Origin of the sequence: Streptomyces sp. NPDC058650, from assembly GCF_042717315.1 — a bacterium.
Lineage (GTDB): Bacteria > Actinomycetota > Actinomycetes > Streptomycetales > Streptomycetaceae > Streptomyces.
The window spans coordinates 41637-58205 of record NZ_JBHXRL010000014.1 but is presented as its reverse complement, the minus strand read 5'-3'; the positions used below and the strand labels follow the sequence as shown (position 1 = coordinate 58205).

The 16569-nt window shown below is 73.3% G+C and carries 12 protein-coding genes; 9 read left to right on the top strand and 3 right to left on the bottom strand.

Going from position 1 to position 16569, the window contains the following annotated elements; genetic code table 11:
• Positions 1-90: 90 nt before the first annotated feature.
• From ACFWWU_RS23970 to sucD, 5 genes are all read left to right on the top strand, one after another.
• Positions 91-1248, top strand: a complete 1158-nt coding sequence (locus tag ACFWWU_RS23970; protein ID WP_384147875.1) for an AAA family ATPase — start codon at positions 91-93, stop codon at positions 1246-1248.
• Positions 1245-3614, top strand: coding sequence for a DUF5682 family protein (locus ACFWWU_RS23965; RefSeq protein WP_384147874.1), 2370 nt, complete (start codon positions 1245-1247; stop codon positions 3612-3614). The genes ACFWWU_RS23970 and ACFWWU_RS23965 overlap by 4 nt, the downstream gene beginning before the upstream one ends.
• Entirely contained in the window at positions 3611-4792 is a 1182-nt protein-coding gene (locus tag ACFWWU_RS23960; RefSeq protein WP_384147873.1) for a VWA domain-containing protein, read from the top strand. Before ACFWWU_RS23965 ends, ACFWWU_RS23960 begins: the two co-directional genes overlap by 4 nt.
• A gap of 441 nt (positions 4793-5233) precedes the next feature.
• Positions 5234-6412: an ADP-forming succinate--CoA ligase subunit beta gene (gene sucC / locus ACFWWU_RS23955; protein WP_187623427.1), complete on the top strand. Its 1179-nt coding sequence runs from the start codon at positions 5234-5236 to the stop codon at positions 6410-6412.
• A 19-nt stretch (positions 6413-6431) separates the two neighbouring features.
• Complete coding sequence (gene sucD, locus ACFWWU_RS23950; RefSeq protein ID WP_384147872.1) at positions 6432-7316, top strand: succinate--CoA ligase subunit alpha; 885 nt, start codon at positions 6432-6434, stop codon at positions 7314-7316.
• 107 nt (positions 7317-7423) lie between these two features.
• Here sucD and ACFWWU_RS23945 read toward each other — a convergent pair whose 3' ends face one another.
• Entirely contained in the window at positions 7424-8752 is a 1329-nt protein-coding gene (locus ACFWWU_RS23945; protein ID WP_384147871.1) for a sigma factor-like helix-turn-helix DNA-binding protein, read from the bottom strand.
• Between the two features lie 119 nt (positions 8753-8871).
• On the opposite strand from ACFWWU_RS23945, the gene ACFWWU_RS23940 reads away from it, so the two are divergent.
• Positions 8872-10491 (top strand): DUF6350 family protein, encoded by a 1620-nt coding sequence (locus tag ACFWWU_RS23940; protein ID WP_384147870.1) that lies wholly within the window; start codon positions 8872-8874, stop codon positions 10489-10491.
• A gap of 7 nt (positions 10492-10498) precedes the next feature.
• On the opposite strand, the gene ACFWWU_RS23935 is transcribed toward ACFWWU_RS23940, so the two are convergent.
• Entirely contained in the window at positions 10499-11311 is an 813-nt protein-coding gene (locus ACFWWU_RS23935; RefSeq protein ID WP_384147869.1) for a hypothetical protein, read from the bottom strand.
• Between the two features lie 314 nt (positions 11312-11625).
• Here ACFWWU_RS23935 and purN point away from each other — a divergent pair, with 314 nt between their 5' ends.
• The 3 genes from purN (at position 11626) to ACFWWU_RS23920 (ending at position 15546) form a co-directional block, all read left to right on the top strand.
• Positions 11626-12240, top strand: a complete 615-nt coding sequence (gene purN / locus ACFWWU_RS23930) for a phosphoribosylglycinamide formyltransferase (RefSeq protein ID WP_384147868.1) — start codon at positions 11626-11628, stop codon at positions 12238-12240.
• Entirely contained in the window at positions 12237-13823 is a 1587-nt protein-coding gene (gene purH / locus ACFWWU_RS23925; protein WP_384147867.1) for a bifunctional phosphoribosylaminoimidazolecarboxamide formyltransferase/IMP cyclohydrolase, read from the top strand. Before purN ends, purH begins: the two co-directional genes overlap by 4 nt.
• Positions 13824-14103: 280 nt before the next feature.
• The gene (locus tag ACFWWU_RS23920; RefSeq protein WP_384147866.1) at positions 14104-15546 is read left to right on the top strand and encodes a DUF2079 domain-containing protein; all 1443 of its coding nucleotides are present in this window, start codon (positions 14104-14106) and stop codon (positions 15544-15546) included.
• A gap of 104 nt (positions 15547-15650) precedes the next feature.
• Here the strand turns inward: ACFWWU_RS23920 and ACFWWU_RS23915 are convergent, their stop codons facing one another.
• Positions 15651-16379, bottom strand: coding sequence for an RDD family protein (locus ACFWWU_RS23915; protein WP_384147865.1), 729 nt, complete (start codon positions 16377-16379; stop codon positions 15651-15653).
• Between the last annotated feature and the right edge of the window lie 190 nt (positions 16380-16569).

Genomic DNA, 16569 nt, shown 5'->3' with positions numbered 1-16569 from the left:
AAGGGCCCCTGACCAGCGGTGACCGCCGATTGTCAGTGGGATGGTGCACGGTGGATCGCACAACAGGTCGAGCGATCTGGAGGGGGATCCATGACCGTGTCCGAAACTGTCGCGCAGCCCGGTTCCGGTGTCGAGACGGACACCGGACCGGGCCTGCCCGAGGCCACCACCGAGGCCCTGAGGCCGCACGCCGAGCACGCCTTCGCCGACGAACTCACCGCACTCGCCGCCGCCGACGACCGGCCGCGGCCCGCCCGCTGGCGCCTCTCGCCCTGGGCCGTCGCCACCTATCTCCTCGGCGGCACGCTCCCCGACGGGACGGTGATCACGCCCAAGTACGTCGGACCGCGCCGCATCGTCGAGGTCGCCGTCACCACGCTCGCCACCGACCGGGCGCTCCTGCTGCTCGGCGTGCCCGGCACCGCGAAGACCTGGGTCTCCGAGCACCTGGCCGCCGCCGTCAGCGGTGACTCCACACTCCTCGTCCAGGGCACCGCGGGCACGCCCGAGGAAGCCGTCCGGTACGGCTGGAACTACGCGCGGCTCCTCGCCCACGGCCCCAGCCGCGACGCAGTCGTGCCGAGCCCCGTGATGCGGGCGATGGCGCGGGGCATGACCGCCCGCGTCGAGGAGCTCACCCGCATCCCCGCCGACGTGCAGGACAGCCTCATCACGATCCTGTCCGAGAAGACCCTCCCGGTCCCGGAGCTCGGCGAGGAGGTGCAGGCCGTCCCCGGCTTCAACCTCATCGCCACGGCCAACGACCGCGACCGGGGCGTCAACGAACTCTCCAGCGCGCTGCGCCGCCGCTTCAACACCGTCGTGCTGCCGCTGCCCGCGACACCCGAGGCCGAGGTCGACATCGTCGCCCGGCGCGTCGAGCAGATCGGACGCTCCCTCGCACTGCCGGACGTGCCGACCGGGGCGGCCGAGATCCGCCGCGTCGTCACCGTCTTCCGCGAGCTGCGGGACGGAGTCACCACCGACGGGCGGACGAAGGTCAAGTCCCCCTCGGGGACGCTCTCCACGGCCGAGGCCATCTCCGTCGTCACGGGCGGCCTCGCGCTCGCCGCCCACTTCGGCGACGGCGTCCTGCGCCCCGGGGACATCGCCGCCGGCATCCTCGGCGCCGTCGTCCGCGACCCGGCGGCCGACCGGGTCGTCTGGCAGGAGTATCTGGAGACCGTGGTCAGGGAGAGAGACGGCTGGAAGGACTTCTACCGCGCTTGCCGCGAGGTGAGCGCATGACCCCCGCCACCACGGCACCGGCACCGGCCCCCGTCCCCGGCCGGAACGGGGTCCAGGCCGGGGGCGGCGGGAGGCGCGGCGGGCCGCTGCTGCTCGGGGTCCGGCACCACGGGCCCGGCTCGGCCCGCGCCGTGCGGGCCGCCCTGGAGGCGGAGAAGCCCGCCGTCGTGCTCGTCGAGGGACCTGCCGAGGCCGATGCCCTCGTCGCCCTCGCCGGGGACGCGTCCATGCGGCCCCCCGTCGCCCTGCTCGCCCACGCCGTGGACGACCCCGGGCGGGCCGCGTTCTGGCCGATGGCCGAGTTCTCGCCCGAGTGGGTCGCGATCCGCTGGGCCCTCGACCGGGGCGCCGCCGTCCGGTTCGTCGACCTGCCCGCCGCCCACACCCTCGCCGCCGCCGACCCCACCTGGTCCGACGGAGAAGGGGCCGACGGCGGCGGGGAGGCCGACGGCGGCGCACCGGCCGACAGCGGCGGGCTCCGCATCGACCCCCTCGCCGAACTCGCCAGGACCGCCGGACACGACGACGCCGAGCAGTGGTGGGAGGACGTCGTCGAACTGCGCGGCGAAGACGACCCCACCGCCCCGTTCGAGGCCCTCGCCGAGGCCATGGGCGTCCTGCGCGAGGCGTACGGACACGGCGGCCACCCCCGCGACCTGGTCCGCGAGGCGTACATGCGGCTCCAGCTGCGCGCCGCCCGCAAGGAGTTCGGCGACGAGGTCGCCGTCGTCTGCGGCGCCTGGCACGTCCCCGCCCTCACCCGGAAGACCACCGTCGCCGCCGACCGCGCCCTCCTCAAGGGCCTGCCCAAGGTGAAGACCGAGCTCACCTGGGTCCCCTGGACCCACCGCAGGCTCGCCCGGCGCTCCGGCTACGGCGCGGGCATCGAGGCACCCGGCTGGTACGGCCACCTCTTCACCGCCCCCGACCGGCCCGTCGAGCGCTGGATGACCAAGGTCGCCGGGCTCCTCAGGGCGGAGGACCACCTCGTCTCCACCGCCCACGTCATCGAGGCCGTCCGTCTCGCCGAGACCCTCGCCGCCCTGCGAGGCCGCCCGTTCCCCGGACTCGACGAGACGACGGACGCCGTCCGCGCCGTCCTGTGCGAGGGCTCCGACGTGCCGCTCGACCTCGTCCGCGACCGCCTCGTCGTCGGCGACGTCCTCGGCGAGGTCCCGGCCGGCGCCCCCGCCGTACCCCTCCAGCGCGACCTGAGCCGCCTCCAGCGCTCCCTGCGGCTCAAGCCGGAGGCACAGGAGCGCGAGCTCGACCTCGACCTCCGCAAGGACACGGACGGCGCCCGCAGCCGACTGCTGCACCGACTGCGGCTGCTCGGCGTCGGCTGGGGCACCCCGGCCGCCGGACGGGCCGCCACCGGCACCTTCCGGGAGACCTGGCGGCTGGCCTGGGAGCCCGAGCTGCACGTCCAGGTGGCCGAGGCCGGAGTCTGGGGCACCACCGTCGAGGCCGCCGCCACCGCCAAGGCCGAGTCCCGGGCCGTGGCCGCGACCGCCCTCGCCGACATCACCGTCCTCGCCGAGCAGTGTCTCCTCGCCGGACTCGCCGACGCCCTGCCCGTCGTGATGCGGGCCCTCGCCGACCGGGCCGCGCTCGACACCGACGTCACCCACCTCGCCCAGGCCCTCCCGGCCCTGGCCCGCTCCCTGCGCTACGGCGACGTCCGCGGCACCGACACGGCCGCCCTCGCCGAGGTCGCCGCCGGGCTCGCCGAGCGGATCTGCGTCGGCCTGCCGCCCGCCTGCGCCGGACTCGACGCCGACGCGGCCATCGCCATGCGCGACCGGATCGACGAGGTCCACCAAGCACTCGGCCTGCTGCCGGACGCCGCACGTCCCGCCGACCGCTGGGCGGGCGTCCTGCACCGGCTCGCCGGACGCGACCGCGTGCCCGGCATCCTGCGCGGCCGGGCCGCCCGGCTCCTCCTCGACGAGGGACGGATCGCCGAGGACGAGGCCGCGCCGCTCATGAGCCGCGCCCTCTCGCCCGGCGCCCCGCCGCAGGACGCCGCCGCCTGGATCGAGGGCTTCGCCGGCGGGGCCTCCGGCGGCGGGCTGCTCCTCGTCCACGACGAGCGGCTGCTCGGCCTCGTCGACACCTGGCTCACGTCCGTACCGGCGACGGCCTTCACCGACGTCCTGCCCCTGCTGCGCCGGACCTTCTCCGGATACGAGCCGGGCGTCCGCCGCACCCTCGGCGAGCTCGTCGCGCGCGGCCCGCAGGCCGACGGGCCGGGCCGCGCGACACCCGGCGGCGTCCCCGGATTCGCCACCGACCTCGACCGGGAACGGGCGGACGGCGTCCTGCCCCTCCTCCACCTCATCCTCGGTACGGAGGCCCTGACATGACAGGCCACGCCATGAGCGGCAGCACCGACGTCACCGCGGACGACGAGCGGCTGCGCCGCTGGCGGCTGGTCCTCGGCGGCGGGGCCGCCGAGGGCACCGGCCGCGCGCTCACCGGCACCGACGCCGCCATGGACCGCGCGCTCGCCGAGCTCTACGGCCGCGAGGACCGGGCCGACGGCAAGGGCGGGGACCGCTCGGGCGGGCTCGGCGGCTCCGCGCCCTCCGTCGCCCGCTGGCTCGGCGACATCCGGACGTACTTCCCCAGCTCCGTCGTCCAGGTGATGCAGCGCGACGCGATCGACCGCCTCGGCCTCGCCACGCTCCTCCTGGAGCCGGAGATGCTGGAGGCCGTCGAGGCCGACGTGCACCTCGTCGGCACCCTGCTCTCCCTGAACAAGGCCATGCCGGAGACCACCAGGGAGACCGCGCGGGCCGTCGTGCGGAAGGTCGTCGACGACCTGGAGAAGCGCCTCGCCACCCGCACCCGCGCCACGCTCACCGGCGCCCTCGACCGCTCGGCCCGGATCAGCCGCCCCCGGCACCGGGACATCGACTGGGACCGCACGATCCGCGCCAACCTCAAGAACTACCTGCCCGAGTACCGCACCGTCGTCCCGGAGCGGCTCGTCGGCCACGGGCGCGCGTCCCAGGCGGTGCGGAAGGAGGTCGTGCTCTGCATCGACCAGTCCGGCTCGATGGCCGCCTCCGTCGTCTACGCCTCGGTCTTCGGAGCGGTGCTGGCCTCCATGCGGTCGATCGCCACCCGGCTCGTCGTCTTCGACACGGCCGTCGTCGACCTGACCGACCGGCTCGACGACCCGGTCGACGTGCTCTTCGGCACCCGGCTCGGCGGCGGTACCGACATCAACCGCGCCCTCGCCCACTGCCAGGCGGGGATCGGCCGCCCCGCCGACACCGTGGTCGTCCTCATCAGCGACCTGTACGAGGGGGGCATCCGCGACGAGATGCTGAAGCGGGTCGCGGCCATGAAGGCCTCCGGCGTCCAGTTCGTGGCACTGCTCGCCCTCTCCGACGAGGGCGCGCCCGCCTACGACCGCGACCACGCGGCGGCGCTCGCCGCGCTCGGCGTCCCGGCCTTCGCCTGCACCCCCGACCTGTTCCCGGAGATCATGGCCGCCGCGCTGGAGAAGCGCCCGCTGCCGATACCGACCGCCTGAGCCGGGGCGCCGCCGCCCCGTCCGGACGGGGCGCCGCCCCGTCCGGCAGGTGCGGAATCCGCAGCCGCGGGACCACTCGCACGGGTGCTCCGGGGGTGACTGAGGTCCATATCACATCAGCCTCCGAGAGCCCCTCACTTCACGCCCTGGCGCGGCGTGAGGGGCCCGGAGCCCAGTCCCCGCCTGCCGTGAAGGGCACGAGTCCCCGCTCCGCAACCCCTACGGACCGCCCCGGCCCCCCTACATTCTGTGACCCGTATCACCGCTCCGTTGTGACCTGCGATTTAGGGACCTACGTCCCTCGGGGATAACCTGCGAGACGGACATGCCGCGTCCACGGTCACCGTGTACGCCTCCCTTGTGACAGCGCAGTCACGTTGCCCTTCGCGGCACGCCCACGCAGACAACGAACCGCGATCATCAGAAAAGGGACGGACGCGCGTGGACCTGTTCGAGTATCAGGCGAGGGACCTCTTCGCCAAGCACGGTGTACCGGTGCTGGCCGGTGAAGTCATCGACACGCCTGAGGCGGCGCGCGAGGCCACCGAGCGTCTTGGCGGCAAGTCGGTCGTCAAGGCGCAGGTGAAGGTCGGTGGCCGCGGCAAGGCCGGCGGCGTGAAGCTGGCCGCGACCCCGGACGAGGCGGTCGCCCGTGCGACCGACATCCTCGGCATGGACATCAAGGGCCACACGGTCCACAAGGTGATGATCGCCGAGCTGTCCCCGGAGATCGAGGCGGAGTACTACGTCTCGTACCTCCTCGACCGCACCAACCGCACCTTCCTCGCCATGGCGTCGGTGCAGGGCGGCATGGACATCGAGGAGGTCGCGGAGAAGACCCCCGAGGCCCTCGCGAAGGTCCCGGTCAACGCCGTCGAAGGCGTGAACATCGAGAAGGCCCGCGAGATCGTGGCCCTGGCGAAGTTCCCGGCCGACGTGGCCGAGGGTGTCGCCGAGGCCATGGTGACCCTGTGGGACACCTTCGTCGCCGAGGACGCGCTCCTCGTCGAGGTCAACCCGCTGGTGAAGACCAAGGACGGCCGCATCCTGGCCCTGGACGGCAAGGTGTCTCTCGACGAGAACGCCGACTTCCGTCAGCCCGGCCACGAGGCGCTCGAGGACAAGGCCGCAGCCAACCCGCTCGAGGCTGCCGCCAAGGCCAAGAACCTCAACTACGTCAAGCTCGAGGGCGAGGTCGGCATCATCGGTAACGGTGCCGGTCTGGTCATGTCGACCCTGGACGTCGTCGCGTACGCCGGTGAGAACCACGGCGGCGTGAAGCCGGCCAACTTCCTCGACATCGGTGGCGGCGCCTCCGCCGAGGTCATGGCGAACGGCCTGGAGATCATCCTGGGCGACCCGGACGTCAAGTCCGTGTTCGTCAACGTCTTCGGTGGCATCACCGCCTGTGACGAGGTCGCCAACGGCATCGTCCAGGCCCTGGAACTCCTCGCCTCCAAGGGCGAAGAGGTCACCAAGCCGCTGGTCGTGCGCCTCGACGGCAACAACGCGGAGCTGGGTCGCAAGATCCTGTCGGACGCGAACCACCCGCTCGTGCAGCGCGTGGACACCATGGACGGCGCGGCCGACAAGGCCGCCGAGCTCGCGGCTGCGAAGTAAGGGACGAGGTCAGAACACCATGGCTATCTTCCTGACCAAGGACAGCAAGGTCATCGTCCAGGGCATGACCGGTGCCACGGGCATGAAGCACACCAAGCTCATGCTGGGTGACGGCACCAACATCGTCGGTGGCGTGAACCCGCGCAAGGCCGGCACGTCCGTCGACTTCGACGGCACCGAGGTCCCGGTCTTCGGCTCCGTCGCCGAGGCGATGAAGGAGACCGGCGCCAACGTCTCCGTCCTCTTCGTCCCGCCGGCGTTCGCGAAGGCCGCCGTGGTCGAGGCGATCGACGCCGAGATCCCGCTGGCCGTCGTCATCACCGAGGGCATCGCCGTCCACGACTCCGCCGCCTTCTGGGCGTACGCGCAGTCGAAGGGCAACAAGACCCGCATCATCGGCCCGAACTGCCCCGGTCTCATCACCCCGGGCCAGTCCAACGCCGGCATCATCCCGGGCGACATCACGAAGCCGGGCCGCATCGGCCTGGTCTCGAAGTCCGGCACGCTGACGTACCAGATGATGTACGAGCTCCGTGACATCGGCTTCTCGTCCGCCGTCGGCATCGGTGGCGACCCGGTCATCGGCACCACGCACATCGACGCCCTCGCGGCGTTCGAGGCGGACCCCGACACCGACCTGATCGTCATGATCGGTGAGATCGGCGGCGACGCCGAGGAGCGTGCGGCCGACTTCATCAAGGCCAACGTCACCAAGCCGGTCGTCGGCTACGTCGCGGGCTTCACCGCGCCCGAGGGCAAGACCATGGGCCACGCCGGCGCCATCGTCTCCGGCTCCTCCGGCACCGCCCAGGCGAAGCAGGAGGCCCTTGAGGCCGCGGGCGTCAAGGTCGGCAAGACGCCGACCGAGACGGCCAAGCTGGCGCGCGCCATCCTCGCGGGCTGACACCAGCCGCAGCAGTAACAGCTGTAGCAGTACGTGAGTGGGCCCCGCCCCTCCCGGGAAACCGGGCGGGGGCGGGGCCCACTCACGTACCGCCTGCTTCGTGCCGCCTACTCCGCCGACGGGATCAGCCGCTCCGGGCCGGGGTTCGGCTCGTTGCGGAGCTTGTCGCGGAGTTCGACGTCCTCGGGACCGAGCTTCTGCGGGCCGCCGCGCACCGGCACCCCGTTGACGGTCTCGCCGGGGGCCTCCACGGGCAGGTAGCGCGTCGGAGCGGTCGCGGCCGTGAAGGCCGTGACGCAGATCAGGGCCGCCGTCACCCCGAGCACCGTCCGCGTCCACTTGCGGGTCCGCCGTTCGCTGCCCGTCCGGACCGCGCGCGCCGCCGGGAGGGTCGCCGTCGGCGCCTCGGAGACCAGCTCGTGAAGCCGCCGGTGCAGGGTCTCCGGCTCAGCGAGCTCGGGGACCCGCTGCCCGATGACCGTACGGGCGTGCAGCAGCCGGTTGGCGGCGGCGGGGGTGCTCGCCTCCGTCTCGGCGGCCGTGTCGGGCAGGTCGAGGCCGAGTCCGTCGTAGAGCAGGACGGTACGGCGGTACGGCGGCGGCAGTTCGAGCAGCGCGGCGAGCAGCGCCCGTCGGCCGGCCTCGGTCGGCGGGGCGTCGGGGTGCTTGTGGGCGCGCCGCAGCCGGTGCCAGGGGGAGAGGGCGTACTCGTACGCCGCCGCCCGCACCCAGCCCACCGGGTCCGCGTCGACGGCGACCTCGGGCCAGTGCTCCCAGGCGTGGTGGAAGGCGTACTCGACGGACTCGCGGGAGAGCCGGCGGCGGCCCGTGAGCAGATAGGTCTGGTGGACGAGCCCGGGTGCGGCGTACGCGTACAGCGCGTCGAAGGCCTCGGCGGGGGTGAGCCCCGGCTCGACGGGAGGCTGTGCGGGTGCGGGTGCGGGTGCGGGCTCCGGGGCCGCCTCCGGGACGGGCTGCACGGCGGCCTCCGCTTCCGCCCGTTTCAGGCGTTCCGGCGGCTTCGGGGCGCCCTTGCGTGCGGCGCCGGGGCCGATGGCCGGGACCGGCGAGGGGGCCTTGGGCGGCTTGGCGGCCCGCTTGGCGGCGGCCATGGGGCGGACGGAGGCGGCGGCCGAGGCGGGGGGCAGGGCCATCGGCGTGGGCGCGGACAGCGGTGCGGGCGCCGGCGCGGTGCGCTCCGGCGCGCGGGCGGCCTCGGCGACCTCCGCCGCGCCGAGGAGTTTCGCGTACGCCTCGCGCTTGCGGCCCCGTGGCGCCGAGCGCCCGGTCTCCCAGGCCTTGACGGTGGCCTTCGTGACGCCCATGGCCTCGGCGACCTGCTCCTCGCTCAGGGCGAGGGCCTCACGCAACCTGCGCCGCTCCTTCGGTGTCGGCAGGGTGACGGAGGATGCGGAATCCGTGGTGCTCCGGCTCATCGGCGTCGACCTCCCGCAGAGCTGCTATGGGCGGAAAAGTACATAAACGTATCTTGAGCGACACAGCGGAGGTTTGCCTGTTACGCGGCTTAAGCGCGTGTCGTTGGCAGCATGGCCCCGTGACCCATCCGACCGAGCACTCCCTGGTCCAGGGCGGCCGTTCCGCCGCCCTGGCCACCGCCTGCGTCCGCGGCGGAGTCGCCGCCGGGCTCGGTCTCGGCGCCCTCGCCGTCCTGGTGACCGCGGCCTGGATCAGCTCCCCGCACGCCGACAGCGGCCCCGGCGGCGCCCTGCACGTCGCCGCCGGGCTCTGGCTCCTCGCCCACGGCGTGGACCTGATCCGTACGGACACGCTGTCCGGGCTGCCCGCGCCCCTCGGCGTCGTGCCGATGCTCCTCGCCGTCCTGCCCGTCTGGCTCGTCCACCGGGCCGCCCGCGACACCCTCGACCCGGGCGGCGACAGCGACCGGCCGCGCCCTTCTCCGAGCGGCGCCGTGGCCGCGGTGGCCGGGGGATACCTGCTGGTCGCGGCGGTCGCGGTGGTCTACAGCGAGAGCGGACCGCTGCCCGCCGAGCTGATCAGCGCCGGGTTCTGGCTGCCCGCCGTCGTCTTCGGCGCGGCGGGGACGGGCGTCTGGACGGCGCTCGGCCGCCCGCTGCCCGGACAGCGGCAGGCGGCGGCCGCGGTGCGCGCTGCGGGGCTCGGGCTGGTGACGCTGTGCGGCGGCGGCGCGGTGCTCGCCGCGGTCTCGCTGGCCTGGCACGCGGGCGAGGCGCAGGCCGCGTTCGAGGGGCTCGCGGGGGAGTGGTCGGGGCGGGCGGCGGTCCTGCTCCTCGTCCTGGCGCTGCTGCCGAACGCGGCCGTGTGGGGTGCGGCGTACGGGCTCGGTCCCGGCTTCACCCTCGGTACGGGCGTGCTCGCGACCCCGCTGGGTCTCGCCGGCGACCCGGCCGTGCCGTCGTTCCCGCTCCTGGCCGCGCTGCCCGCCGAGGGGCCCGGTACGTGGAAGCACTGGGCGGCAGCCGCGGTCCCGCTGGCCGCGGCCCTGGTGCAGGGGTGGCGCGTGGGCGGTACGGTCCGCGGCCGGCCGGCCCGGGACGTGGCCCTGACGGCGCTGGCGGCGGCCTGGGCGTGCGGGGCGGCCGTGGCCGTCCTCGCGGCGGCCGCGGGCGGCCCCCTCGGCTCCGGGCGGCTGTCCGCCTTCGGCCCGGTGTGGTGGCAGGCCGGCGCGGCGACGGTGCTGTGGGGCGCCTGCGTCGGGGTCCCGGTGGCCTTGGCCGTACGGGCCTGGGGCCTTCGGGCGCTCCGGCCCAAGCCGCTGCCACTGCCGGTACCGGCACCCGCGACCGCGACCGCACCCGCGACGGCGCAGGCGACCGCGTCCGCGGGGGCGGGATTCGGGGAGCCCTTCGACCTGGAGACACAGCCGGACGCCGCGCCGGACCCCACGGCCGGTACCAATCCCAGTGCCACGGCCAGTGCCACTCCCAGTGCCACGGTCGGCGCCACAACCGGTGCCACTCCCAGTGCCACAGCCGGTGCCACTCCCAGCGCCACTCCCGGAGGCCAGGCGTCGCAAGCCGCCGGGACCGATCCCGGCTCCCCGGCCGCTCCGACGAAGGCCGCCGCCCCGGCCCCGGCCCTGGGACTCGACCTGGACGACGACCCGGGGTACGAGCCGTACGACTACCTCCCGGCGGCGTGGGAGTCCTCCCCGCCGCCGGACCCCAAGGGCTGAGAGGGTGCTACTCCCGCACTCCGAAGCCCGCGCGCAGCGGCTTCGGCAGGAGGTCGTTGCAGGCGAGCTCACCCGCGTGGGTCAGGGCGTCGTCACGGCACTCGTAGAAGTCCCGGTAGACGAGCTGCATGGTGAAGCCGACCGCGACGATCATCAGGGCCACGCTCGATGCCACCAGACCGCTGATCGCGGCCGTCTTCATCGAGCGGACCGGCGCGGCCGCGGGGGCGGAGACCGGAGTGGGGACGGGCGCGTCCGAGGGCCGAGCGCCGGACGGCTCGGACGGCTCAGTCGGCGCCGACGGCGCAGTCGGCTCCGACGGTGAAGTCGGCGACACCTCGGCCGCCGCGTCCTTCGGCCTCGCCCGCAGGGAGCTGACGGCCCAGTAGACCCCGAGGGCGCCGAGCAGCAGCGCCAGCTCCGGGATCTCGAAGATGGCGAAGAAGAAGGCCCACATGCCCGCGAGGATCGCGTAGCGCGCCCGCCGCTGCGCCGGGTCCTTCGGATCCCACCGCATCCCCTTGTCGCGGCCGGACCCGCCCTGCCCCGGTCCGCCCTCCGGGCCTCCCCGTCGGTCGGGACCCCGGCCGAACCCGTCCGTCGAACGGCCCGGCTGGCGCGGGCTCCAGCGCCCGTCGGACGACCCGGAGGGCCCGTCAGGCCCGTCCGGTTCCGATCCCGGAGCGTCCGGCGACCCCGAGGAACCGGACGCGTCGTCGCCCGAGCCCTCCGGTCGCCGGGGCTGCCACGGCTGATCCGGCCGGCCCTCGGGCGGCGGCGCGAACGGGTTGTTGTCGTTCGTGGACTGGCGCTCCGGCATGTGCTGGACGTCTTCCCTCTGTCGTCGCGACCGGGGCCGCACCCGCGGTCTCCGCTGCTGTCTCTTCTGCGTGCCTCGTCCGGCGCCTTGTCCGGCGTCTCGCTCGGCGTCCTGTCCGGTCTCGTCCGGCCTCGTGGCCGGTGTCTCGTCCGGCGTCGGACCCTGACGCTACCGCCCTGCCCCGCCCCCGTCCCGTGGGGGCCGTCCGGTGTGCCGGTATCGTTGCTGACGGTCGAGCCATTCGTAGGGTTCCCCGTATCGAGCGACACGATTCGTTTGTACGACCGCACAAACACCACGGAAAGAGTGACCCAGTGGCTGCCGCCCGCCTCGTCGTCCTGGTCTCCGGGTCCGGTACCAATCTGCAGGCCCTCCTCGACGCCATCGCCGCCGACCCCGACGGGTACGGGGCGGAGATCGTCGCCGTCGGCGCGGACCGCGACGGGATCGTCGGTCTGGAGCGCGCCGAGCGCGCCGGGCTGCCCACCTACGTCTGCCGCGTCAAGGACCACGCGACCCGCGGGGAGTGGGACCGCGCCCTGACCGAGGCGACCGCGGCCCACGAGCCGGACCTCGTCGTCTCGGCCGGGTTCATGAAGATCGTCGGCAAGGAGTTCCTCGCCCGCTTCGGCGGCCGGGTCGTCAACACCCACCCGGCGCTGCTGCCCAGTTTTCCCGGTGCCCACGGGGTGCGTGACGCCCTCGCCTACGGCGCGAAGGTCACCGGGTGCACCGTCCACTTCGTCGACGACGGCGTCGACACCGGCCCGATCATCGCCCAGGGCGTCGTCGAGGTCCGGGACGAGGACGATGAAACCGCGCTCCATGAGCGCATCAAGGAAGTCGAGCGCTCGCTGCTCGTCGAGGTCGTGGGGCGTCTGGCCCGGCACGGCTACCGCATTGAGGGACGAAAGGTAACAATCCCGTGACCGCCGAAGGTACGACGCGCCCCATCCGCCGCGCACTCGTCAGCGTCTACGACAAGACCGGCCTGGAGAAGCTGGCCCGCGGCCTGCACGAGGCGGGTGTCGCCCTCGTCTCCACCGGCTCCACCGCCGCGAAGATCGCCGCCGCCGGCATCCCGGTCACCAAGGTCGAGGAGCTGACCGGCTTCCCCGAGTGCCTGGACGGCCGCGTCAAGACGCTGCACCCGCGCGTGCACGCCGGCATCCTCGCCGACCTGCGCCTGGAGGACCACCGCAACCAGCTCGCCGAGCTGGGTGTCGAGCCCTTCGACCTGGTCGTCGTGAACCTGTACCCCTTCAAGGAGACCGTCGCCTCCGGCGCCACCCCCGACGAGTGCGTCGAGCAGATCGACATCGGCGGCCCGTCGATGGTCCGCGCCGCCGCCAAGAACCACCCGTCGGTGCTGGTCGTCACCGACCCGGGCGCGTACGACGCGGTCCTCCTGGCGGTCAAGGAGGGCGGGACCTCGCTGGGCCTGCGCAAGCGGTTCGCCGCCAGGGCCTTCCAGCACACCGCCGCGTACGACGTGGCCGTCGCCTCCTGGTTCGCCGACCCCGTGTCCAACGGCGGCTACGTCTCGGCCGACGCCGGAGACGACAGCGGCCTCCCCCACTTCCTGGGCCACACGTACGAGCGTTCCAACGTGCTGCGCTACGGCGAGAACCCGCACCAGGGCGCCGCGCTCTACGTCGACGGCACGGGCGGCCTCGCCGAGGCGGAGCAGCTGCACGGCAAGGAGATGTCGTACAACAACTTCACGGACACCGACGCCGCGCGCCGGGCCGCGTACGACCACTCCGAGCCCTGCGTCGCGATCATCAAGCACGCCAACCCGTGCGGCATCGCGATCGGCGCGGACGTCGCCGAGGCCCACCGCAAGGCGCACGCCTGCGACCCGCTGTCCGCGTTCGGCGGCGTCATCGCCGTCAACCGCCCGGTGTCGGTCGCGCTGGCCGAGCAGGTCGCCGAGATCTTCACCGAGGTCATCGTGGCCCCCGGCTACGAGGACGGCGCGGTCGAGGTCCTGGCCAAGAAGAAGAACATCCGCGTGCTCCGCGCCGACGGCGCCCCGGCCAACCCGGTCGAGGTCAAGCCGATCGACGGCGGCGCGCTGCTCCAGGTCACCGACCGCCTCCAGGCCGACGGCGACGACCCGGCGAACTGGACCCTGGCGACCGGCGAGGCCCTGTCGGCCGAGGAGCTCGCCGAGCTCTCCTTCGCCTGGAAGGCCTGCCGCGCGGTCAAGTCCAACGCGATCCTGCTCTCCAAGGACGGCGCCTCGGTCGGCGTCGGCATGGGCCAGGTCAACCGCGTCGACTCCGCGAAGCTGGCCGTCGAGCGGGCGGGCGAGGAGCGGGCGCGCGGCGCGTACGCCGCGTCGGACGCCTTCTTCCCCTTCCCCGACGGCCTGGAGATCCTGACGGCCGCCGGTGTGAAGGCGGTCGTGCAGCCCGGCGGCTCGGTCCGTGACGAGCAGGTCGTCGAGGCCGCGAAGAAGGCGGGCGTGACGATGTACTTCACCGGTACGCGTCACTTCTTCCACTGACGGCCACGAGCGGACGGGCGGCCCGCCGGTACCTGTCAGGTACCGGCGGGCCGCCCGCGCGTGGTGTGCGGATCAGCCGGGTCAGTGGTCGCGGCCGGGCACCCGGTTGGGCGAGCTGATGCTGTCGGCGGCCGGACCGGCGCCCTCAAGGTTCCCGACGACGTAGGTCGAGGCCGAGCTGAAGTCGCAGAACGTCACCGACCGCTTACGGATCCGCCGATCGGGTGGACTCTGGTCTAATGGGTTGCTCTTTTGTCGGCTGCCGGTTGTGGGGGACGTGGTGTTGGACGTACTGAACAGGCCCGCTGCGGATACCGCGGACACCGACGGACCGAACGCGTCGGAGGGCCTTTCCCCGGCACCGCTGAGGCCCTATGTGATCCTCGCGGTCGTCCTCTGCGGCCTGTACTTCCTCTACTCCTGGGTGCAGTACGCGCACTTCCGCACCCCCTCCTGGGACCTCGGGATCTTCGGGCAGTCCGTCAGGGCGTACGCCGAGTTCCGGGCCCCCGTCGTCGACATCAAGGGCCCCGGCTTCCACATACTCGGCGACCATTTCAGCCCGGTCACCGCGCTGCTCGCGCCCCTGTACTGGATCTGGCCCTCGCCCGCCGCCCTGCTCCTCGGGCAGGCCGCGCTCTTCGCCGCCTCCGCCGTCGTCGTCGGCCGCACCACCCAGCAGGTCCTCGGCAGCCGCGCCGCCGGCATCGGACTCGCCGTCGCGTACGGGCTCTCCTGGGGTCTCCAGGAGGCCGTCAAGTCCGACTTCCACGAGATCGCCTTCGCCGTCCCGATGCTCGCCCTGACCTGCCGGGCCCTGCTCCTCGGCCGCTGGACGGCGGCCGTCGCCTGGTCGGCGCCGCTCGTCCTCGTCAAGGAGGACATGGGGCTCACCGTCTTCATGGTCGGCGCGGTCCTCTTCCTGAAGGGCCAGAAGAGGCTGGGCGCCGCCCTGGCCGGGTTCGGCGTGGCGGCCTTCGCCCTCACGGTCCTCGTCCTGATCCCGGCGGCGAGCCGGGTCGGCGAGTACGACTACTGGTCCAAGATCGAGAAGACGGGCGAGGGCGCGGAGACCTCCGTCGCGCAGGTCGTCGGTGACGCCCTCGTCTCCGGCGAACGCTGGGAGATGGTGTTCTTCCTGCTCGCCGTCACGGGCTTCCTCGCCCTGCGTTCCCCGCTGATCCTGCTCGTCCTGCCGACCCTGGGCTGGCGCTTCGTCTCCCAGGACCCCAACCACTGGGGCCTGCACTGGCACTACAGCGCCATCCTCATGCCGGTGGTCTTCCTGGCCCTCGTGGACGCGGCCCGGTCCGTGCGCAGCTCGCCGCGCGCCTGGCTCGCCGCGTACGGGAAGGTCGTCGTCCCCGTCGCGACGGCGGTCGCGCTCGTGCTGGCCATGAACCTGCCGCTGCGGGAGCTGCTGAAGTCGGAGACGTACCGCACGGACACCCGGGCCGAGCAGGCGCGCGCGGCCGTGGACGCGGTGCCGGAGGGCGCGAGCGTGGAGGCGGACGTCTCGCTCCTCGCCCACCTCACGGCGGACCACCGGGTCTACTGGGTCGGCACCTCGAAGGGCGCCACCCCGGACTACCTCGCCTTCGACCTGCGCGGATGGTCGCAGCAGATCTCGGACCCGACGCAGCTGGCTTCGCAACTGCATCCGGAGGCGCGGTACGAGATCACGCACCGGTCGGACGGATTCGCGGTGCTCAAGCGGGCGTGAGGCCCGGGTTCGCCCTCCGGGCGCCTTGGGCGGGGGAACGGGCGAGGGCCGCCCGGCGGTGTGCCGGACGGCCCTCGGAGCGGCGGGGGAGCCCGCCGCAAGCCTTACTTCTTGATGACGACCGTGCCGGCGGCACGGTCGTGCCAGCCCTGCGTCTTGCCGGTGCTGTCGAAGAACGGCGACAGGTAGACCAGGAGCTGGCCGATACCGCAGACGAGCGCGCCGGCCATCGGGATGATCCAGCGGATGAAACCGCCGCCGACGCCCGGCTTGCCGCCCGTGGCCTCCTTGACGACGCGGAGGCCCACCGCCATCTTGCCGAGGGTGGCGCCGACGAAGGAGATCATCAGCCACTCGTAGAGCATCGTGGCGATGAACAGCAGGAACAGGAAGCCGAAGAAGGCGGCGAGGATGCCACCCGCGGCGGCGGCCTGCTCGTTCACGCAGTCCTGGTACGCCGGGGTCATCGGGTCGATGGTCGTGCAGTCCTCGATGGACTCGGCCGCGCCGACCACGCCCGCCAGGCCGATGAACGACAGGATCCAGACGAGGGCGCCGATGGCCACGGCGTCGATCAGGCGCGCGGCGAACCGCAGACCCATCGAGCCGACCTGCACGGTCCCGAGACCGTGCAGGCTGATGTAGCCGTTGTTGGCCTGGATGGTGCCCGGCGCCTGCGGGTACGCACCCGGCTGCTGCTGGGGGTAGCCGTACCCCTGCTGCGGCACGCCCTGCGGGGCCTGCTGCGGGTAGCCGTAGCCGGGCTGCTGGGGCTGGCCCTGGGGCTGCCCCTGAGGCTGGCCGTAGGGGTTGTTCGGATCGCCGAAGCTCATCGCGGGATTCCTCCGAAAAGATTTTCTGTGCGGGGACGACGCGGCCGCGCGGAGGACTTTCACGACATCTCAGCGGATTTCCCCCCGGCACTTTCCGCGGTACTGCGCTGGTCATCGTCGTAGCAACGTCGAGTTCTTGTCCAGTCGATACGCGTCGGAGTTGTGCAAGTGCAATCTGTCGCCCCGTAGA

Excerpts from the sequence above, each read along its gene's own strand:
- ACFWWU_RS23970 (WP_384147875.1), top strand. The coding sequence starts at position 91 with ATGACCGTGTCCGAAACTGTCGCGCAGCCCGGTTCCGGTGTCGAGACG.
- ACFWWU_RS23965 (WP_384147874.1), top strand. The coding sequence starts at position 1,245 with ATGACCCCCGCCACCACGGCACCGGCACCGGCCCCCGTCCCCGGCCGG.
- ACFWWU_RS23960 (WP_384147873.1), top strand. The coding sequence starts at position 3,611 with ATGACAGGCCACGCCATGAGCGGCAGCACCGACGTCACCGCGGACGAC.
- sucD (WP_384147872.1), top strand. The coding sequence starts at position 6,432 with ATGGCTATCTTCCTGACCAAGGACAGCAAGGTCATCGTCCAGGGCATG.
- ACFWWU_RS23945 (WP_384147871.1), bottom strand. The coding sequence starts at position 8,752 with ATGAGCCGGAGCACCACGGATTCCGCATCCTCCGTCACCCTGCCGACA.
- ACFWWU_RS23935 (WP_384147869.1), bottom strand. The coding sequence starts at position 11,311 with ATGCCGGAGCGCCAGTCCACGAACGACAACAACCCGTTCGCGCCGCCG.
- ACFWWU_RS23915 (WP_384147865.1), bottom strand. The coding sequence starts at position 16,379 with ATGAGCTTCGGCGATCCGAACAACCCCTACGGCCAGCCTCAGGGGCAG.